Below are 20873 nucleotides of genomic sequence, written 5' to 3' on the forward strand. Positions count from 1 at the left end.
GCCCGGTGCGCACGGATTATTGCTGTGCGCACCGAGATCATTGCCGCTAGCCGAGCTTGCCACAAGTTGCGGGATGGGGCCTGCCCGGAAATGCGTGATGCGAATTGCCGCCCGAAGCCAACAAAGCCAAGCGCAGCGGACCAATGAAGCGATAAGCCGAAGCCGTGACCGACCCGATTGCGAATCCGGTTGATATTGCGAGCCGGAGCTGACCGGAAAACGACCGCACACCTACCGAAGTAACAACCACCCGAAATGCTTTTGCACACGGCCTAACACTTGAATTAAGCCGCGTTGCGATAGCAACGTCGGCTTGAATGAGTAAAAAGGAGACTTCCCCTCCGACGGCATCGCCGTTGTTAGGCGCCGCAGGTTAACAAAGTAAGTGCGCCATACGCTGACGAGAACGCTCTACCGCACTCTCTGAGAAAAGCACTGCGTGGCGAAGAATTACCGCCTCGAATGCAAAGTTCTCCAGCCCAACGTTCTTGAGTGCAGTAAAGCCAGCGGTACCGTCTGGGCGATCTACCGCCTGTTCAATAGCAGCAATGATTCCGCGACGTTTGATCATTTGCCAAGTGCGCGATGCTTTAACGCGTTTGCCGTGTTTGTCGAAGAGTATCTCCTCATAGGCATAAATTGCTTCCAGGCACTCACGCTCTGCCTCAGAGGCTGCGCCATACGAAGCTGCGCGCAACTCGATTGCTCGCTGCCTAGCCTCAGCTGCAAGATCCGGGCGGCCTTGCGCTAGCGCGTTACGAGCGAAAGTATCGCACTCTTCTGGGGTTTTAAGCTTTTTGACTCGGTCATCCATCGACGATGTCTCTTTTGGCGCCTAAGACTTATTGGACCGCCTGATTGCGGTGATGTCCGGAGTATGCCGTCTCTGGAGCGGGGTTGGAATCGGAAAAATCCTACGCAGAACCAATGATTTGGCTGGCTGCGGTGGGGCGGATGCTGGGTCAGGCTTGCGGTATTAGGCCGTAAGGATGACGCCATATGGATTACACCCCCCTGAGAACCGGTGTAACAGCACAGAACCGGCCCCGCTTGCTGGATCAGGTCCGCCAGCAGATACGGGTGCGGCACTACAGCATCCGCACCGAGCAGGCCTACCTCGGCTGGATCCGGCGGTTCATCCTGGCCAACGGCAAGCGCCATCCCTCGGAGATGGGCGCGCTGGAAGTGGAAGCCTTTCTCTCCGGGTTGGCGACCGAGGGCAATGTATCGGCAGCTACGCAGAACCAGGCGCTGTCGGCACTGCTGTTCCTGTATCGCCAGGTGCTGGACATTGATCTGCCGTGGATGGAGGAGCTGGTCCGTGCCAAGCGGCCGCGGCGGTTGCCGGTGGTGCTGTCGCCGGAGGAGGTGCTGGGGCTGCTGACGGCGATGCCGGAGGGGAATCTGGATCTGATGGCGCGGTTGCTGTACGGCACCGGGATGCGCTTGATGGAATGCCTGCGCTTGCGGGTAAAGGATGTCGATTTCGCCCGGCGCGAAATCTGCGTGCGCAGCGGCAAGGGCGACAAGGACCGGCGCGTGCCGTTGCCCGAGTCCCTGCGCGAGCGCCTGTTGCGGCAACGCGAGCGGGCGTTGTTGCTGCACGCTGCGGATCTGGAGGCGGGCGGTGGCCGCGCGTATCTGCCGAACGCGCTGGCGCGCAAGTATCCGCAGGCCGACCGCGAGCCGGGCTGGCAATACCTGTTTCCCTCGGCGAAGGTTTCCACCGATCCGCGCAGCGGCAGGGCCGGCCGCCATCATGCCAGCGAGGAGGCGCTGCAACGGGCGGTCAAGGTGGCGCGTTGCAACGCCGGCATCGCCAAGCCGGCCACCTGCCATTCGCTGCGACACTCTTTTGCCACCCATCTGCTCGAAGCCGGGCACGACATCCGCACCGTGCAGGAATTGCTCGGGCACAAGGATGTGGCCACCACGCAGATCTATACGCATGTGCTGGGACGGGGCGCCGGCGGCCTGCTCAGTCCACTGGACCGGCTGCCGGGAGGGATCTGATCAGCCGTCCAGCAGCGCCTTGTCGCGCACCGCGCCCTTGTTGGCGCTGGTAGCCAGCAGCGCATAGGCCTTCAGTGCGGTGCTCACCTTGCGCGGGCGTGCGGCGGCAGGCTTCCAGCCCTTGGCGTCCTGTTCGGCGCGACGCGCTGCCAGTTCGTCCTCCGCAACCAGCAGGTTGATGCCACGTTGTGGAATGTCGATCAGGATCCGGTCGCCGTCGCGGACCAGGCCGATGCTGCCGCCGGCGGCCGCTTCCGGCGAGCAGTGGCCGATGCTCAGCCCCGAGGTGCCACCGGAGAAGCGGCCATCGGTCAGCAATGCGCAGGCCTTGCCCAGTCCTCTGGATTTCAGATAGCTGGTCGGATACAGCATTTCCTGCATGCCGGGACCGCCCTTCGGCCCTTCGTAGCGGATCACGACCACATCGCCGGCCTGCACTTCGTTGCCAAGGATTCCCTTTACCGCGGCGTCCTGGCTCTCAAAGACGCGGGCGCTGCCTTCGAACACGTGGATCGATTCGTCCACGCCCGCGGTCTTCACCACACAACCATCGGCGGCGAGATTGCCGTACAGCACCGCCAGGCCCCCTTCGAGCGAGAACGCATGGGCCACGTCGCGGATGCAGCCCTCGGCGCGGTCGGTATCCAGCGTCGGCCAGCGCGTGGCCTGGCTGAAAGCCACCTGCGTGGGGATGCCGGCCGGGCCGGCCCGGTAGAAGCGGTGCACGGCTGCATCCGAGGTCTGGGTGATGTCCCATTGCGCGATGGCATCGCCGAGCGTCCTGCTGTGCACGGTCGGCACGTGGGTATGCAGCAGGCCGCCCCGGGCCAGTTCGCCGAGGATGGCGAGGATGCCGCCGGCGCGGTGCACATCTTCCATGTGGTATCTGGGTGTGTTCGGCGCCACTTTGCACAGCTGTGGCACCCGTCGCGACAGGCGGTCGATATCGTGCTGGTCGAAGGCCACCTCCGCCTCCTGCGCGGCGGCCAGCAGGTGCAGGATGGTGTTGGTCGAGCCGCCCATGGCGATGTCCAGCATCATCGCGTTTTCGAACGCTTCGAAGGTGGCGATGTTGCGCGGCAGCGCGCTGGCGTCTTCACCGCCATACCAGCGGTGGCACAGTTCCACCGCGGTGCGGCCGGCCTTGAGGAACAGCGCCTCGCGATCGGCATGGGTGGCCAGCACGGTGCCGTTGCCCGGCAAGGCGAGCCCCAGCGCTTCGGTCAGGCAGTTCATCGAGTTGGCGGTGAACATGCCCGAGCATGAGCCGCAGGTGGGGCAGGCGCTGCGTTCGATCGCCGCGACTTCCTCGTCGGAAATGTTCTCATCGCCGGCGGCCACCATCGCATCGATCAGGTCGAGCTTCTGCCCGCCGAGCTTGGTCTTGCCCGCTTCCATCGGCCCACCGGAGACGAACACCACCGGAATGTTCAGCCGCAGCGCCGCCATCAGCATGCCGGGAGTGATCTTGTCGCAGTTGGAAATGCACACCAGCGCGTCGGCGCAATGCCCGTTGACCATGTATTCGACCGAGTCGGCGATGATCTCGCGGCTGGGCAGCGAATACAGCATGCCGTCGTGGCCCATCGCGATGCCGTCATCGACCGCGATGGTGTTGAACTCCTTGGCCACGCCGCCGACCCGTTCGATCTCGCGGGCCACCAGCTGGCCAAGATCCTTCAGGTGCACGTGGCCGGGCACGAACTGGGTGAAGGAGTTGGCGATGGCGATGATCGGCTTGTGGAAATCGCCATCGGTCATGCCGGTGGCGCGCCACAGGGCGCGGGCGCCGGCCATGTTGCGGCCGGCAGTGGAGGTTTTCGAACGGTAATCGGGCATGGGAACTTCTTGCGGAGCGGGCGGGAAAAGGCCGGTGCGGAAGGGCCTGCGGCTCGATTCTGCATAGAAATCACGGTTGCAGCTGCAACCGTCGCCGCGCTGCAACTACGCCCGCAGCTGAAACCGGATTCATGTTCCAGCGCCCCGCTGTTTCCGGTTGCCGCCCGTGATCGGGCATCATTGGCGTAATCACCGAAACGGGGGCTCTGCCTTGAAGCGATCCAGGACTACCGCGCTGTTGTTGATGAGCGCCGCACCGCTGCTGTTCACCGCCTGCCAGCAGCAAGCCGACGTGCAGGTGAAGGAAGGCCTTTACACGTCCGTGGAAGCCTGCAGCGAGGCCACCGGTGATCCGTCCAGCTGCCGCCAGGCATTTGCCACCGCGCAGCAGCAGTCCGCCGATGCCGCGCCCAAATACACCAGCCGCGAGCAGTGCGCCCAGGAATACCCGGCCGAACAGTGCGTGGAGCAGAAGACCACCGCCGGCACCTCGTTCGTGGGGCCGATGATGATGGGCTTTTTCATGTCGCAGATGCTCAACAGCGGCCGCGGGGCCGCGGCCGCTGCTCCGGCCGCCGCGCCGGCGTTCAAGGACAAGGCCAACGGCTGGGCCAAACCGGCCGCGGCGCCGGGCGGCACCGGTGGCATGAATACCGCCAGCCGCATCGGTGCCGGCAAGGCCGGGCTGGCGCCGGTCAACCTGCAGCCCAACCGTGCGGTCACGGCCAGCCGCGGGGGCTTCGGTGGCAACAGCCGCGGCCGTACCAGCGTCGGCGGTTGATGCAGTGAAACGTATTGCGATTGCCGAGCGCGGCAACTGGCGCGCCCGGGCGGCCGAGGCCGGCTTCCAGTTCCATACCATCGACGGCGCGCCGTACTGGGACGAAACCGCGTATTACGCCTTCACCCTGCGCCAGATTGAAGACGACATCGAAGACCCCAGCGCGCAGCTGCATGCGATGGCGCTGGACCTGGTGGGCGAGGTGGTGGCCAGCGAGGCGCTGATGACGCAGCTGGCCATTCCGCAAGACTTCCACGACTGGATCGCCGAAAGCTGGCGCCGGCGCGATCCGCATCTGTACGGGCGGCTGGATTTCGCCTATGACGGCAACGGCCCGGCCAAGCTGTACGAGCTGAACTACGACACGCCCACCTCCCTGTACGAGGCCGCGTTCTTCCAGTGGCAATGGCTGGAAGACCAGCGCAACCGCGGCAACCTGCCGGTGCATGCGGACCAGTTCAACGCGATCCACGAAGCCCTGGTCGAGCGTTTCGGCGAACTGGCCTCGCGGCTGCCGCCGCCGCTGTACTTCAGTGCGGTGCGCGATTCCACCGAAGACCACGGCACCGTGGAATACCTGCGCGACTGCGCGGCCCAGGCAGGGCTGCATGGCACCTCGATTGCGATCGAGGACATCGGGCTGTCGGCCGATGGCCGCTTCACCGATCTGGAGGACGGGGTGATCGGCAGCCTGTTCAAGCTGTATCCGCTGGAAGACCTGATGCGCGAGGAGTTCGGTGCGGCCTTGCCGAAGTCCGGCGTGCAGCTGCTGGAACCGGCATGGAAGGCGGTGCTCAGCAACAAGGGCATCCTGCCGCTGCTGTGGCAGCGCCACCGCGGCCATCCCAATTTGCTGGAAGCGTACTTCGATGATGGCAGCGCGCTGCCCGCGGGCTGGGTGCGCAAGCCGCTGCACTCGCGCGAAGGCGCCAACGTGGCGATGCATCTGGCCGATGGCAGCTGGCAGGAAAGCGAAGGCCCCTATGCCGGGCCGTGTATCCGCCAGGCGTTCCACCCGCTGCCCGCGTTTGCCGGCAACTATCCGCTGGTCGGCAGCTGGATCGTGGGCGACCATGCCTGCGGCATCGGCATCCGCGAGGACGACAGCCGCATCACCCGCGACAGTGCGCGCTTCGTGCCGCACGCGATCATCGACGATGCACCGCTGGCGCCGACCCGCATCTACGTCTGATCCGCAGCTGGTGTTCCGGTAGGGGCGACGTGGATCGCGGCCGGGTTTGGCCGGTGGAACCGCATCGCGACTTGCGTCGCTCCCGCAGTTACGGCAAACCGGCGCTCATCCGGCGCCCGGTACCGACCCGCATCAGCGGCTGCGGGTTTCTTCTTGCGGGTAGTCGCGCAAGATCGGCTTGCGCGCCCGCGCCGTGGTCTTCCGGTCGATCTGGCGCAGGCGGTCGCCAATGCGGTATCCGCGCATCGGCTGGAAATAGGTGCCTTCGCCATGGCGGCGGTTGAGGTGGGCACGACCAGTCGCGAGACCTGTTCGGCATGCTCCATAGCAGCACCGTCAGTCGCGATGCTTTGTCGCTATCTTGCGGCCGCGACTGACCTCGCTGCTGCAGGGACAGTGGGCCGGACTACTTCGCCAACAACGCCATCGCCTCACCCAGGCCATCGGGGGTAAGCGGGAACATGCGCTCTTCCAGCAGCTGGCGGATCATGCGGTTGGACTGCGTGTAGTCCCAGTGTTGGCGCGGGGTGGGGTTGATCCAGGCCACGTGGGGGAAGTGGGCAAGGATGCGCTGGAACCACACGGCACCGGCCTCTTCGTTCCAGTATTCGCTGCTGCCCCCGGCGGCGCCGACCTCGTAGGGATGCATGGCCGCATCGCCGACGAAGATCACCCGGTAGTGGCTGCCGTAGCGATGCAGCAGGTCCCAGGTCGAGAGCCGGTCGGCCTCGTTGCGGCGGTCGTGCTTCCACAGGTAGTCGTAGGTGAAGTTGTGGAAGTAGTAATGCTCGAGGTGCTTGAACTCGGCACGGGCCGCGCCAAACAACGCCTCGGCGGCATGCACGTGATCATCCATCGAACCGCCGATATCCAGCAGCAACAGCACGCTCACCGCGTTGCGCCGTTCCGGTCGCATCGCCACATTGAGCAGGCCACCATCACGCGCGGTGGCGGCAATCGTGGCTTCCAGATCGAACTCGTCGGCCGCGCCGCTGCGGGCGAACTTGCGCAGCCGCCGCAACGCCAGTTTCAGGTTGCGTGGCGACAGTGCGGCATCGCCATCGAGTTCGCGGAACTGGCGTTGCTCCCACACCTTGGCCGCGCTGCGATTGCGGCTTTCACCGCCAACGCGCATACCGCCGGGGTGATGGCCGGAGTGTCCGAACGGGCTGGTGCCGCCGGTGCCGATCCAGCGGCTGCCGCCTTCATGGCGCCCGTGCTGCTCGTTGAGGCGCTGTGCAAACTGTTGCATCAGCTCCTCCAGGCTGCCCAACTGTTGCACCTTGGCTTTGTCTTCCTCGCTCAATTCGCGTTGCAGCGCAGCGCGCAGCCAGTCTTCGGGAATCACCTTGGCCAGCGCCTGTGGTGGAGCGGCGGCCACCTCGCCCAGGTAGCGGCCGAAGGCCCGGTCGAAGCGGTCGTAATGGCGCTCGTCCTTGACCAGCGTGGTGCGCGCCAGCGTGTACAGCGCCTGCGGTTCGGGCGCGGCGACGCCGGCCTGCAGCGCGCCCAGCAGATCCAGCCACTCGCGCGGAGTGACCGGCACGCGTTCGGCGCGAAGCGCATGGAACAGATTCAGGAACACGGCGCGACCTGCGATCAGGCCGCAACGGGCGGGCAGCTGCGGCGCGGCTGCGCGCTCATCGCAGCACTTCCGTCGGCTGCTCCAGCTGGTACAGCGCATCGTGCAGGTCGTCGAAGGTGCCCGCCAGCGCGGCCTGCGCATCGCGGATGCCGCGGTTGTAGTAGTGCACGCCGATATTCCCGGAGATGAAGTCGAGCAGGAATTCGGCATCGAACCGGCCGATTTCCTGCTGCAGCTCGCGGGAAAAATAGCGTTGCAGCGTGTCGACCAGCATCGCCTTCTCGTGCTTGTCGAAGCTGACCGGTTTGCTGCCCGGTTTGCCCATGTCAGCGGCCCTGGCGGCGATGCAGGAACATCAGCCGTTCCAGCAGCTGGATGTCCTGTTCGCTTTTGATCAACGCCCCGGCCAGCGGCGGCAGCGCCTTGGCAGGGTCGGCATCGGCCAGCTGGCGCGCGGCCAGCTCATCGGCCATCAGCAGCCGCAGCCAGTCGATCAGCTCGGAGGTGGACGGCTTCTTCTTCAGCCCCGGCACTTCGCGCAATTCGAAGAACGCACGCAGCGCCCGTCCGACCAGATGCTGGTCGATATCGGGAAAGTGCATATCGACAATCCGCTTCAGCGTGCCGGCATCGGGGAAGCGGATGTAGTGGAAGAAACAGCGGCGCAGGAACGCATCGGGCAGCTCCTTCTCGTTGTTGGAGGTGATCAGGATCACCGGTCGCTGCCGTGCACTTACCGTCTGCCCGGTCTCGTAGACGTCGAACGCCATCCGGTCCAGTTCATGCAGCAGGTCGTTGGGGAATTCGATATCGGCCTTGTCGATCTCGTCGATCAGCAGCACCGCCCGCTGGTCGCTGTCGAACGCCTCCCACAATTTGCCGCGGCGGATGTAGTGGCCGATATCGTGCACCCGTGCATCGCCCAGTTGCGAGTCGCGCAGGCGGCTGACCGCGTCGTATTCGTACAGTCCCTGCTGCGCCCTGGTGGTCGACTTGATGTGCCAGGTCAGCAGCGGCGCGCCAAGTGCGGCGGCCACTTCTTCGGCCAGCAGGGTCTTGCCGGTGCCGGGCTCGCCCTTGATCAGCAGCGGCCGCTGCAGCGCAATGGCGGCGTTGACCGCCTGCATCAGCTCGGCAGTGGCAACGTAGCGCTCGGTGCCGGAAAATTTCATCGGCACCGGTTCAGCCCTGCATGCCCAGGTACTGGTCCTTCAGCCGCACATAGTGATCGGCCGAGTAGCGCAGGCCCTCGATGTCCTGTTCGCTGAGCGTGCGCACCGGGCGTGCAGGATTGCCGACCCACAGCTCGCCGGTCTTGACCCGCTTGCCCGGGCCGAGCACCGCGCCAGCGCCGATGAAGGCGTTGTCCTCGATCACCGCGCCATCGAGGATGCACGCGCCCATGCCGATCAGGCAGTAATTCCCGATGGTGCAGGCGTGGATGATGCAGCCGTGGCCGACGGTGACGCCTTCGCCGATGAGCGTGGGGTAATCGCCCTTGTTGTACGGGCTGGCATGGCTGACATGGATGATGGTGCCGTCCTGCACGTTGGTGCGCGCACCGATGCGGATGTAATTCACATCACCGCGGATCACCGTGCCCGGCCAGATCGAGGCATCGTCACCGATCACCACATCACCGATCACTGTACAGGCCGGGTCCACATACACGCGTTCGCCCAGCACGGGCATCTTGTCCAGGAAGGGGCGCAAAGCAGTCACAGGTGATCCGGATTTTTTTGAGGGGGAGGAGGGGCGGCGCACACCGCCAGGGCATGATGATAACGGACGCGTAATGCTCACTGCTCAGGCCGCAGAGATCGGGACCATACCGCCGCGATTTCTGAGCTGCCTGTGCGGCAGCGAACAAGGAAGGAGAGCGGCCGGCGGGTCAGCAGCCTTTTCTGAGCTGCCTGTGCGGCAGCGAACGAAGAACTGGCTGGAGAGATTGCCGATGGGCAGTTTCTGAGCTGCCTGTGCGGCAGCGAACATGTCTGCCGCGACGCGAGCCGCACCACCGGTTTTCTGAGTTGCCTGTGCGGCAGCGAACGCCTCGCTTAATCCGATCCGTAAAAATGTTCTTTTCTGAGTTGCCTGTGCGGCAGCGAACGGCAACCTCAACCGCATCGTTATCGGCGATGATTTCTGAGCTGCCTGTGCGGCAGCGAACTTCCACCACTCTTTGCGGGCGCCTTCGTTCATTTTCTGAGCTGCCTGTGCGGCAGCGAACTTCAGCGGCGCCAGATCACGGGCGAATTGCTTTTTCTGAGCTGCCTGTGCGGCAGCGAACACGATGAAGAAGCCAAAGCGTCAGGGTTCCGTTTTCTGAGCTGCCTGTGCGGCAGCGAACCTGATGAATCGCTGCAAGTCACAGTCGAGTTTTTTCTGAGCTGCCTGTGCGGCAGCGAACACCCCTCTGCCGACCATCGAACAGGCCGCGATTTTCTGAGCTGCCTGTGCGGCAGCGAACGCACCCTTGATGCCGTAAGCGCTGAGGATGATTTTCTGAGCTGCCTGTGCGGCAGCGAACAGTGTCGAGCGCAATCCCGCCACGGGTGATGTTTTCTGAGCTGCCTGTGCGGCAGCGAACTCCGCGTATCGCTGGCCGCCGCGCCGATCAGTTTTCTGAGCTGCCTGTGCGGCAGCGAACATTCGGGTTCTCGGGCTTGTTCCACTCGAAATTTTCTGAGCTGCCTGTGCGGCAGCGAACGATGAGGCTATGAGCGAGCTGGACGAGCTGCGTTTCTGAGCTGCCTGTGCGGCAGCGAACGATCCAGACGCACATTGCATGGTCAACGTGGCTTTCTGAGCTGCCTGTGCGGCAGCGAACGGATTTTCTGGCGCATGTCAGCGGTTCGGCTTTTTCTGAGCTGCCTGTGCGGCAGCGAACTTGTCGGCGTTGCGCAAGCAGCAGACATCATTTTTCTGAGCTGCCTGTGCGGCAGCGAACTCCTCCCCGCGGCGCTTCACGCGGCATGTCGCTTTCTGAGCTGCCTGTGCGGCAGCGAACCTGGGACTCAACATGGAGTGGACTGGGGTAGTTTTCTGAGCTGCCTGTGCGGCAGCGAACAACAACGGCAGCGCCGATGACTTGGACGATGTTTTCTGAGCTGCCTGTGCGGCAGCGAACCTTGCGTATGAGCAATGCGAGGCACGGCTTGATTTCTGAGCTGCCTGTGCGGCAGCGAACGCTGGCGATGATCCGCGTGCGCTGCCCTGGCTTTTCTGAGCTGCCTGTGCGGCAGCGAACGAGAAGCACCCACCGGCTGGCGCACAGATCACTTTCTGAGCTGCCTGTGCGGCAGCGAACCTGGATACGAACCGCGATCGCGTGATCACCAATTTCTGAGCTGCCTGTGCGGCAGCGAACGCGTTGATGGTCACATCGCCGGCACCACCGCATTTCTGAGCTGCCTGTGCGGCAGCGAACGTGGCAGCCTGTGGCTGAGGCCAGCTGTGGATTTTCTGAGCTGCCTGTGCGGCAGCGAACCGGAACTGGCGGTCGAGGATGCCTATCTCATCTTTCTGAGCTGCCTGTGCGGCAGCGAACGCTGGTGGTCGCCCGGTACAGCGGCCCGGACATTTCTGAGCTGCCTGTGCGGCAGCGAACCATTCGTCATAGCCCGCCTTGTTGGTGATTTCTTTCTGAGCTGCCTGTGCGGCAGCGAACCGCTCAAGCGGTTCGATCTGCGCATCGGTGATTTTCTGAGCTGCCTGTGCGGCAGCGAACGATGGGCTTCATGCGAAGGCTCCCAGCAGCGTTTTCTGAGCTGCCTGTGCGGCAGCGAACACCCAGGCGCGGTGCAGCTCACGCCGTTGGCATTTCTGAGCTGCCTGTGCGGCAGCGAACCCAAGCGGACGGCTTCGCCGCCGCTTAATTCATTTCTGAGCTGCCTGTGCGGCAGCGAACGACCGCCAAGGGCGTGCAGGGGTTCGGCCTGCTTTCTGAGCTGCCTGTGCGGCAGCGAACCAGGGATGTCAACAGGGTTGAACAATGCAGACTTTCTGAGCTGCCTGTGCGGCAGCGAACGTGAGACAGGATCCAAAGCCAGATCCATCGGATTTCTGAGCTGCCTGTGCGGCAGCGAACTCATCGCTCAACCGGCGCATGCCTGGGCATTTTTTCTGAGCTGCCTGTGCGGCAGCGAACAAACGCGCGGCGCGATATGCCGAGTCGATGCGTTTCTGAGCTGCCTGTGCGGCAGCGAACGCGATGCCGACCTGCGCGGTGCCGACCTGCGCTTTCTGAGCTGCCTGTGCGGCAGCGAACGCGCAGCAGGTGCAGTGCTTCTTCTCGGCCATTTTCTGAGCTGCCTGTGCGGCAGCGAACATCTATGTGGCCAGCGGTGGTAGCTTCGTGAATTTCTGAGCTGCCTGTGCGGCAGCGAACAAAATAATAAAGACCTAACGTCACTGGATATGTTTCTGAGCTGCCTGTGCGGCAGCGAACCGATCGAGGCCGAAGTGCTGGCGCAGGGCTTCTTTCTGAGCTGCCTGTGCGGCAGCGAACGCGGAGCGCTTGGCCGCCCTGGTCGCGCCATTTTTCTGAGCTGCCTGTGCGGCAGCGAACTCCGGCACGGGCAGCACCGCGGTAAGCCTGCTGTTTCTGAGCTGCCTGTGCGGCAGCGAACCCGGTAATGGTGCTTGGAGTGCCTAGCGTCACTTTCTGAGCTGCCTGTGCGGCAGCGAACGGCGTGCGTAGTCTGTGGCGTCCTTGAATTTCTTTCTGAGCTGCCTGTGCGGCAGCGAACCCCGAGGGCGCCGCGGCCACTGCGGCCGTGCTTTTCTGAGCTGCCTGTGCGGCAGCGAACGTACAGGCGCACCTCAGCGCGCACCCACGGGGATTTCTGAGCTGCCTGTGCGGCAGCGAACTGGGCGTTTTACGCCTACTACGTGGGGCATCTTTTCTGAGCTGCCTGTGCGGCAGCGAACTATGACAACGCGGTGCACGACGCCTGCAAGTATTTCTGAGCTGCCTGTGCGGCAGCGAACGTCGTGTACCGGTCCATCCCGCTGTCATCGGTTTTCTGAGCTGCCTGTGCGGCAGCGAACGCCAAGGTGCTGGCCGGTGGCTACGTGCCGGTTTTCTGAGCTGCCTGTGCGGCAGCGAACCGCGGCGGGCAACCGCCCTGCACGAAGTCACCTTTCTGAGCTGCCTGTGCGGCAGCGAACCAATCCACGCCGTCGCATGTTTTGGCGCTGGCTTTCTGAGCTGCCTGTGCGGCAGCGAACGCGGCAAGCAGCGCCAGATGCCCCACGTAGTATTTCTGAGCTGCCTGTGCGGCAGCGAACCTGGCATTGATGACCGGCGATCACGTTGCCAATTTCTGAGCTGCCTGTGCGGCAGCGAACAGATGCGCGAATGCGAGCGCGTGCACCGGCTGTTTCTGAGCTGCCTGTGCGGCAGCGAACCAGCTGAGCGGTGAAGAGCTGCTGCGGTTCCAGTTTCTGAGCTGCCTGTGCGGCAGCGAACACCCTGCGGGCGACCACGCTGGATGGCGAGCTTTTCTGAGCTGCCTGTGCGGCAGCGAACCATCGTCTCGCCCGCGGGGAAGTCATGCGACATTTCTGAGCTGCCTGTGCGGCAGCGAACATCACGCAGTGGGCGGCCGGCGGCTCCAACGGTTTCTGAGCTGCCTGTGCGGCAGCGAACCGGCGGCAAATAAGGTAACGCGTTACCCAAAGTTTCTGAGCTGCCTGTGCGGCAGCGAACGGACATGTGCATCAGAAAAATCAACACGATCATTTCTGAGCTGCCTGTGCGGCAGCGAACGACCAGCTGCCCGGCTCTCGGGAACCGGGCCGTTTCTGAGCTGCCTGTGCGGCAGCGAACCTCGCGGATCAGATCCAGCACGTCGAACTTGATTTCTGAGCTGCCTGTGCGGCAGCGAACGGTAGCTTGAACTTCAAGCGGCCTTTCATAGTTTTCTGAGCTGCCTGTGCGGCAGCGAACAGGGCGACTCAATGGAACCGGTGATCCGTGACTTTCTGAGCTGCCTGTGCGGCAGCGAACGCGGCCAGCAGCGCCAGATGCCCCACGTAATATTTCTGAGCTGCCTGTGCGGCAGCGAACAACACCAAGATTGTGGCCATTGCCGCCAGCAATTTCTGAGCTGCCTGTGCGGCAGCGAACTATGCAGCGTGTACCGCCCGTCATAGCCATCATTTCTGAGCTGCCTGTGCGGCAGCGAACAGCGTGCCCACGTCCAGGTCGGCGGTGTACCATTTCTGAGCTGCCTGTGCGGCAGCGAACTCGTGCACCGCGTTGTCCTACGCACTGGACAGTTTCTGAGCTGCCTGTGCGGCAGCGACCTCGTGCACCGCGTTGTCATACGCACTGGCCCGTTTCTGAGCTGCCTGTGCGGCAGCGACCTCGTGCACCGCGTTGTCATACGCACTGGACAGTTTCTGAGCTGCCTGTGCGGCAGCGAACCTGGCGAAGCGCTCGCGGGTCTTTTCCGGCATTTTCTGAGCTGCCTGTGCGGCAGCGAACTATGCGGGCGCGCGCGTGCATGCGCGTAGGCATTTCTGAGCTGCCTGTGCGGCAGCGAACAGCGCAGGTCAACGCCTGCCTCGGGTGGCTCGTTTCTGAGCTGCCTGTGCGGCAGCGAACCTCGGTCATGGTGGTGGCCCTTACTTGGATTTTTTCTGAGCTGCCTGTGCGGCAGCGAACGCGGCGATGCCCACCGTGCGCACGCCTTGCGATTTCTGAGCTGCCTGTGCGGCAGCGAACGCCGTCAGATCAACATGGGCGCCAGTGGCACCTTTCTGAGCTGCCTGTGCGGCAGCGAACCTGAAGGCGGCGCTTGCGACGGTTTGCGCGCATTTCTGAGCTGCCTGTGCGGCAGCGAACTGCGAAGCCACGCTTAACGAGCGCTGCAATGCTTTCTGAGCTGCCTGTGCGGCAGCGAACTTACCACGTTCAGTACCGCATCGGCCGCAGTTTTTCTGAGCTGCCTGTGCGGCAGCGAACGTGCTGGCGTGGGTGACCTCTACAGCGCTAATTTTCTGAGCTGCCTGTGCGGCAGCGAACTGGCGGCTACGTGCTGGACGGGACCATCAACTTTTCTGAGCTGCCTGTGCGGCAGCGAACGCGGTCTCGCTGCTCCTGCTCTTCCTGCTTGCTTTCTGAGCTGCCTGTGCGGCAGCGAACGCCCGGTAATCGGCGTGGTCGGCGTTGGCCTTTTTCTGAGCTGCCTGTGCGGCAGCGAACATGAAACGCCCATGCCGCCGAGACGGTCAGGTATTTCTGAGCTGCCTGTGCGGCAGCGAACTTCAGCAGTGAGGATGTGCGCGACAGCGTGGTTTTCTGAGCTGCCTGTGCGGCAGCGAACGTGCTGCGACTGTTGCTCGCACGTCCCATTCATTTCTGAGCTGCCTGTGCGGCAGCGAACTTCAACGCCGAGGCTTTCCAGCTGTGGCAGGTTTTCTGAGCTGCCTGTGCGGCAGCGAACGATAACGGCTTCAAGTACACGGTGGTCGAGACTTTCTGAGCTGCCTGTGCGGCAGCGAACTCGATGGCCCGCGTGCGCGATGCCAATCCGTTTTTCTGAGCTGCCTGTGCGGCAGCGAACTCGGCGCCGTGCTGGAAGCGGCCGGGCAACAGTTTCTGAGCTGCCTGTGCGGCAGCGAACATGATTCAGTGGTGGGCGACGAGCTTGCAGATTTTCTGAGCTGCCTGTGCGGCAGCGAACCAAGTCATGGGCCGCCGGCAGCGACTCCATCACTTTCTGAGCTGCCTGTGCGGCAGCGAACTAGGCATCGCTCAGGTCGGCACCGCGCAGGTATTTCTGAGCTGCCTGTGCGGCAGCGAACTTGATCCAGTCGCCCTCCTGCTGCTGCAGCCATTTCTGAGCTGCCTGTGCGGCAGCGAACAGATGCGGCATGAAGCGCATCAACTGGCTCCATTTCTGAGCTGCCTGTGCGGCAGCGAACCTCACCGGTGCGCGCGGCGTTGGTGCGGTACATTTCTGAGCTGCCTGTGCGGCAGCGAACGCGATGGTTGACGGGGATACGCCGATGGCACGTTTCTGAGCTGCCTGTGCGGCAGCGAACTGCGATGCAGGCGCGGATGCTGTCGGCGAACCTTTCTGAGCTGCCTGTGCGGCAGCGAACGGGCATCCATCTCTGGCGTCCACTTCATGCGCTTTCTGAGCTGCCTGTGCGGCAGCGAACTGCGTCCGGCCGCACTTTGACGGGATCGCTCATTTCTGAGCTGCCTGTGCGGCAGCGAACCGCATGGACGGAAACGCGCTGGAGTACGTGAATTTCTGAGCTGCCTGTGCGGCAGCGAACGTTCCGGCATGGGCGCACTCGGCGAGCGCGATTTTCTGAGCTGCCTGTGCGGCAGCGAACAGCTGCTGCGAAAAGTGCTCGGTTCCGGCATGTTTCTGAGCTGCCTGTGCGGCAGCGAACATTCCCCGCCGGCACGCCGGCACTACCGACGATTTCTGAGCTGCCTGTGCGGCAGCGAACTCCCGCGTTCGGTGTACAACCGGAGCGGCGGCTTTCTGAGCTGCCTGTGCGGCAGCGAACGGCAGTGGGAGCAGAGCCGACGGCCTCGGGGATTTCTGAGCTGCCTGTGCGGCAGCGAACCAGGTCGGCACCGCGCAGGTCGGCATCGCGCATTTCTGAGCTGCCTGTGCGGCAGCGAACAGTCGGCACTTGCAGGCGGTGCCTACCTGCGCTTTCTGAGCTGCCTGTGCGGCAGCGAACATGACGTGCGTTGGCGTGAAGTGGGGGCGGAATTTCTGAGCTGCCTGTGCGGCAGCGAACGCCATCATCATCGATCTGACAGGGATGGTGGCTTTCTGAGCTGCCTGTGCGGCAGCGAACGACCGGGCGGACTGATGCAAGCATCGCGCAACTTTCTGAGCTGCCTGTGCGGCAGCGAACGATGACCACGGTGATCGCATACGACGTGCGCTTTTCTGAGCTGCCTGTGCGGCAGCGAACTTGCATTTCGCTGTCTGGTGCCGGCTGCAAGTTTTCTGAGCTGCCTGTGCGGCAGCGAACTTGTTGACGTTGGTCGTGCCGCCTTTTTTCTCTTTCTGAGCTGCCTGTGCGGCAGCGAACTACAGGCGCACCTCAGCGCGGACCCACGAGGATTTCTGAGCTGCCTGTGCGGCAGCGAACGTTGTAGATGGCGTATTTTTCAGTGATTACCTTTTCTGAGCTGCCTGTGCGGCAGCGAACTTGTTGCTCTTCGGGTCGTCATGGTCCGCGTATTTCTGAGCTGCCTGTGCGGCAGCGAACTCCGCACGGAGTCGTTCGGTAACGATTTGATCTTTCTGAGCTGCCTGTGCGGCAGCGAACCTTTGATTCGTTAGCGTTGTTCCACGCCTGCATTTCTGAGCTGCCTGTGCGGCAGCGAACTCGACCTGGTGGCCGGCGACGACTTCTACTCGTTTCTGAGCTGCCTGTGCGGCAGCGAACCAACCACGCACCCAGGGCGCTCGAAGCCGGGCTTTCTGAGCTGCCTGTGCGGCAGCGAACGTGCGGCGGTGATGGTCGCCCGCGATCAAGTCTTTCTGAGCTGCCTGTGCGGCAGCGAACTCTCACAATCAACTTTGAGGTAAAGGCCTAATTTTCTGAGCTGCCTGTGCGGCAGCGAACGGCGTCGCACAGCCGCGCACGATGATGCCAGTTTTCTGAGCTGCCTGTGCGGCAGCGAACATGAGCGCGCTGTTCGCAGAGAAGGCAATCGATTTCTGAGCTGCCTGTGCGGCAGCGAACGTGAACGTGCTTTTCGTCATCCTCTTCGCGGCTTTCTGAGCTGCCTGTGCGGCAGCGAACATCGCCACATGCGCCGGGTCTGCCGGGCAGACTTTCTGAGCTGCCTGTGCGGCAGCGAACGGCACGTCGAAACTTCCGAGCAGATCAGTGATTTTCTGAGCTGCCTGTGCGGCAGCGAACGTTCCTGATGGACGTGCGCGAGAAGCTGGCGATTTCTGAGCTGCCTGTGCGGCAGCGAACGGCGGTGCCCACTGCTTGCCAGTCGATCATCCTTTCTGAGCTGCCTGTGCGGCAGCGAACGCGCAGCGACGTGTTCGAAGGGAATGGTTACTTTTCTGAGCTGCCTGTGCGGCAGCGAACTCAGCTCCTTGATTTCATGCCGCGCACAGATTTTTCTGAGCTGCCTGTGCGGCAGCGAACAACCTGATTACATCCTGCGCCAGTTGCAACGGATTTCTGAGCTGCCTGTGCGGCAGCGAACCCAGTAGCGCGTGGATTGCAGGACGGCTGGACTTTCTGAGCTGCCTGTGCGGCAGCGAACGTTGTTCGCGATTTCCGCATCCGCCGCGTGGCTTTCTGAGCTGCCTGTGCGGCAGCGAACGCAGACTTTCCGAAATGCCGTGGAGGGGAACTTTTCTGAGCTGCCTGTGCGGCAGCGAACGCCCTGTACGGCCCGGCAATGACCGAAGACGATTTCTGAGCTGCCTGTGCGGCAGCGAACGACTTCCTGCAGGCCTGTCGGGATGCCGGCGATTTCTGAGCTGCCTGTGCGGCAGCGAACGCCGCAAAGGACGCAAGCCGGCCGGTGTGGGCTTTCTGAGCTGCCTGTGCGGCAGCGAATGTGACGACGATGTCCGTGTCGCGCCAGCCAAGTTTCTGAGCTGCCTGTGCGGCAGCGAACGTGGATGTGATCGACGATCAGCAGATCCAGTGTTTCTGAGCTGCCTGTGCGGCAGCGAACATGGCCGCGGCCGAAGCCGGCCTGGCCAACGCTTTCTGAGCTGCCTGTGCGGCAGCGAACCCGAACCGGGCCACGTCCACGCCGATGATGCGTTTCTGAGCTGCCTGTGCGGCAGCGAACGCCTTCCCGCACAACCCGCGCCTGGCCATGAATTTCTGAGCTGCCTGTGCGGCAGCGAACTTGATGATCTTCGACCGGCTGCGCTTCTTCGTTTTCTGAGCTGCCTGTGCGGCAGCGAACTCGTGCACCGCGTTGTCATACGCACTGGACAGTTTCTGAGCTGCCTGTGCGGCAGCGAACTTCATCGCCGTGCTTGCGCACAAGCTCCGACATTTCTGAGCTGCCTGTGCGGCAGCGAACGTGCTGTTCTTCGACAGCGGCGGACTTCACACTTTCTGAGCTGCCTGTGCGGCAGCGAACACGAGGGCGATCAGTGCAGCAGCGCCCACGATTTTCTGAGCTGCCTGTGCGGCAGCGAACGCGAGCCGATGCTGTGCTGACTCATGAACTGATTTCTGAGCTGCCTGTGCGGCAGCGAACAAGGCGGCACAGGATCACCCGGCGGCGTGCCATTTCTGAGCTGCCTGTGCGGCAGCGAACTCCGGGTTTTCTTGAGCGCCATTTCACGATTTTTTCTGAGCTGCCTGTGCGGCAGCGAACATACCTCGGGTGTTTCCGATGCTGCCCTTGATTTTCTGAGCTGCCTGTGCGGCAGCGAACGCTGTATCCGTTCGCGCGCTCGCTGGTGCAGGTTTCTGAGCTGCCTGTGCGGCAGCGAACCTGAGTGCACGGCATTGGGCGGTGGGCAGACGTTTCTGAGCTGCCTGTGCGGCAGCGAACGTTCGTGGACTGCTCAACCCTAAATCCACTGATTTCTGAGCTGCCTGTGCGGCAGCGAACGGCCTTGGCCTTGTTGCTCATCAGCTTGAGCATTTCTGAGCTGCCTGTGCGGCAGCGAACATCTTCCCAAGGCGTGACGCCGGGAATTCTCATTTCTGAGCTGCCTGTGCGGCAGCGAACTAGACACATTTAGTGTCAACAGGTTGGTAATGCTAGCTAATTTCATCGATATAGGAATACCCCCAAAATTCCGGGGGTATTCGCAAGTGGTTGATTTTCAAAGAACGCTGGTTACTGCCTAAAAAAAATGGTCAAAACCAGGGGATGGTGCTTGCGCTGCTGAGTCCGTGGCTGTTGAAGGGACCAGGGGTGGTGGTTTCGGTCAGCGGACCCAGTGCGATGAATAAACAGAAGGGTTGGCCGGTGCTGCGGCTGCGCAGGTGCAGGTAGGGCAGGTTGGGGCGGCGTTCCACGGTTTGTGGGATGGCCTGCTGTGCCTGCTGTTCGCTCTCACCCTTGCGCCGCATGCGCCGGCGTCGCAGGCGTTCGACATTGGTCTTGAACTGCCGACGCTGCACGGTGCGTTGCGGTGCCCCTTCCGGGGCAGGTTCTATCTCGGTCAGGCGCACGTGGTCGCGCAGGCCCTTGAGCCAGTCTTCCTGCAGGAACCCGCACAAGCCTGCTTCGCTCCCGTGCAGCCGCAGCACTATGCCCAACGAACGTGGGGTGGTGCTGTAGCCGGGGAAGCTCACGCCGATGTTCTCGATGCGCTGCTGGACCAGTGCCAGGTGCAGGCGGTCATACAGCGCGCCGAGCAACTGCGCTGCGGTGGTTTCCGGGTCGGGGACGACCCGGATATCGACATGATGACTGGTCATGACACTCAGCCCGCATCGCCGAACACGCCGCCGCGCACCAGGGTGGCGATGACGAAGTGCTGCTGCTCAATGGCAGGCGCCTTGTCCTTCAAGACCCAGCCGTCGAGCAGGTTGTAGAAGTCCTGCTTGTCCTTGGGCTGGCGATAGGCCTTGCCCTGCGTGGTCACCGAACCGTAGGGCTCGACTGCGATGGGGCCGTTGTCATCGGCTTCCGGATACCAGGTGTCCACGGTGCGCAGGGCATTGCCGATCTTCTGCGAGTGGATGGCGGCCACCTTGTCTACGTCGTATAGGGTCTTGCTCTTTTTGCTGGCCGCCTTGTCCAGGATCAGCTCCTGCGAAGGAAATACTTCCTGCCCGGCACCGATGCGCACATAGGCAGTGACCTGCAGCAGCACATGGCTGTCACCGGCCAGGCCGCTAGCGATCAGTTCACCGAGCTGGGCCAGCGACCCCGCTTCATCGGCAGGTGCGGCGAGGTTGTGCAGGGAGTGCGCCAGTGCATCGAAGCACCACTGGCTGGCTGGTTGGCCATCGCGCAGCTGGGCGACGTGGATTTCCACCTGCTCGGCCCCGATGCGGTTGCGCCACAGGAAGCGGCCATTGGCGAGGTTTGCAGCGTAGCGCTGGGCCAGTTCATTGAAGCCGTGCTGCTGCATGTATCCCTTCACTGTCTCCAGCAGCTTGTGGCGATAGGCGGCATCGTTGCAGGCCGACGGCTGCCCGGTGCCGCCCAACACGCGCAGGGTGAACTGCACTTTCAAGGTGTCGGCGTTGGCCGGCAATGCGGCCACATCCACGGTCTGCAGGTTGGGGTTCTGGATGGCGGCATCCAGCTTGGCGGGATCCTGCCCGCTGGTCTTCAGACGGTTGGAGATGGTGCCGCGCACGGACTTCTCGCGCAGGCCTACTGGCGCCCAGTTTTCCGAATCGATGCGGGCGGCCCAGTTGCCACTGCTGAACAGTGCATCGGACGGGTCCAGCTTGCGTTCAAATGCCAGGACGGATGCGGTCTTGAGTTCCTTGGACATGCTTGGATTCCTTTTCTG

The 20873-nt window shown here is 63.1% G+C and carries 12 protein-coding genes and 1 CRISPR repeat array; of the genes, 3 read left to right on the forward strand and 9 right to left on the reverse strand.

The window, feature by feature from the left end:
• Window positions 1-373: 373 nt before the first annotated feature.
• Window positions 374-814 (reverse strand): hypothetical protein, encoded by a 441-nt coding sequence (locus QZH66_RS07570; RefSeq protein WP_305805342.1) that lies wholly within the window; start codon window positions 812-814, stop codon window positions 374-376.
• Between the two features lie 185 nt (window positions 815-999).
• Here QZH66_RS07570 and QZH66_RS07575 point away from each other — a divergent pair, with 185 nt between their 5' ends.
• Entirely contained in the window at window positions 1000-2013 is a 1014-nt protein-coding gene (locus QZH66_RS07575; RefSeq protein ID WP_305805343.1) for an integron integrase, read from the forward strand.
• On the opposite strand, the gene ilvD is transcribed toward QZH66_RS07575, so the two are convergent.
• On the reverse strand, window positions 2014-3852 hold the full coding sequence (gene ilvD, locus QZH66_RS07580; RefSeq protein WP_305805344.1) for a dihydroxy-acid dehydratase: 1839 nt from the start codon (window positions 3850-3852) through the stop codon (window positions 2014-2016). It abuts the gene before it with no gap.
• Window positions 3853-4063: 211 nt separating this feature from the next.
• On the opposite strand from ilvD, the gene QZH66_RS07585 reads away from it, so the two are divergent.
• Window positions 4064-4633, forward strand: coding sequence for a DUF1190 domain-containing protein (locus QZH66_RS07585; protein WP_305805345.1), 570 nt, complete (start codon window positions 4064-4066; stop codon window positions 4631-4633).
• 4 nt (window positions 4634-4637) lie between these two features.
• Complete coding sequence (locus QZH66_RS07590; RefSeq protein ID WP_305805346.1) at window positions 4638-5825, forward strand: glutathionylspermidine synthase family protein; 1188 nt, start codon at window positions 4638-4640, stop codon at window positions 5823-5825.
• Between the two features lie 132 nt (window positions 5826-5957).
• On the opposite strand, the gene QZH66_RS07595 is transcribed toward QZH66_RS07590, so the two are convergent.
• The 7 genes from QZH66_RS07595 to csy3 all read right to left on the reverse strand — a co-directional run bounded on the left by QZH66_RS07595 (window position 5958) and on the right by csy3 (window position 20855).
• A complete protein-coding gene (locus QZH66_RS07595) occupies window positions 5958-6071 on the reverse strand; it encodes a DUF58 domain-containing protein (RefSeq protein ID WP_305805347.1) in 114 nt (37 codons plus the stop codon).
• A 160-nt stretch (window positions 6072-6231) separates the two neighbouring features.
• Window positions 6232-7410 carry a VWA domain-containing protein gene (locus QZH66_RS07600; protein ID WP_305805348.1) on the reverse strand — a complete coding sequence of 393 codons (1179 nt, stop codon included), beginning with the start codon at window positions 7408-7410 and terminating at the stop codon, window positions 6232-6234.
• A gap of 55 nt (window positions 7411-7465) precedes the next feature.
• Window positions 7466-7735, reverse strand: a complete 270-nt coding sequence (locus QZH66_RS07605) for a DUF2164 domain-containing protein (protein WP_305805349.1) — start codon at window positions 7733-7735, stop codon at window positions 7466-7468.
• 1 nt (window position 7736) lies between these two features.
• Window positions 7737-8582 carry a MoxR family ATPase gene (locus QZH66_RS07610; protein WP_305805350.1) on the reverse strand — a complete coding sequence of 282 codons (846 nt, stop codon included), beginning with the start codon at window positions 8580-8582 and terminating at the stop codon, window positions 7737-7739.
• A 10-nt stretch (window positions 8583-8592) separates the two neighbouring features.
• Window positions 8593-9132: a gamma carbonic anhydrase family protein gene (locus tag QZH66_RS07615; RefSeq protein WP_305805351.1), complete on the reverse strand. Its 540-nt coding sequence runs from the start codon at window positions 9130-9132 to the stop codon at window positions 8593-8595.
• Window positions 9133-9250: 118 nt separating this feature from the next.
• A CRISPR array of direct repeats spans window positions 9251-19126; the repeat unit is 28 nt; unit sequence TTTCTGAGCTGCCTGTGCGGCAGCGAAC.
• A 131-nt stretch (window positions 19127-19257) separates the two neighbouring features.
• Entirely contained in the window at window positions 19258-19824 is a 567-nt protein-coding gene (gene cas6f / locus QZH66_RS07620; RefSeq protein WP_305805352.1) for a type I-F CRISPR-associated endoribonuclease Cas6/Csy4, read from the reverse strand.
• A gap of 5 nt (window positions 19825-19829) precedes the next feature.
• Window positions 19830-20855, reverse strand: a complete 1026-nt coding sequence (gene csy3 / locus QZH66_RS07625) for a type I-F CRISPR-associated protein Csy3 (RefSeq protein WP_305805353.1) — start codon at window positions 20853-20855, stop codon at window positions 19830-19832.
• Window positions 20856-20873 lie beyond the last annotated feature (18 nt).

This window comes from Stenotrophomonas sp. YIM B06876 (assembly GCF_030711595.1).
GTDB lineage: Bacteria > Pseudomonadota > Gammaproteobacteria > Xanthomonadales > Xanthomonadaceae > Stenotrophomonas.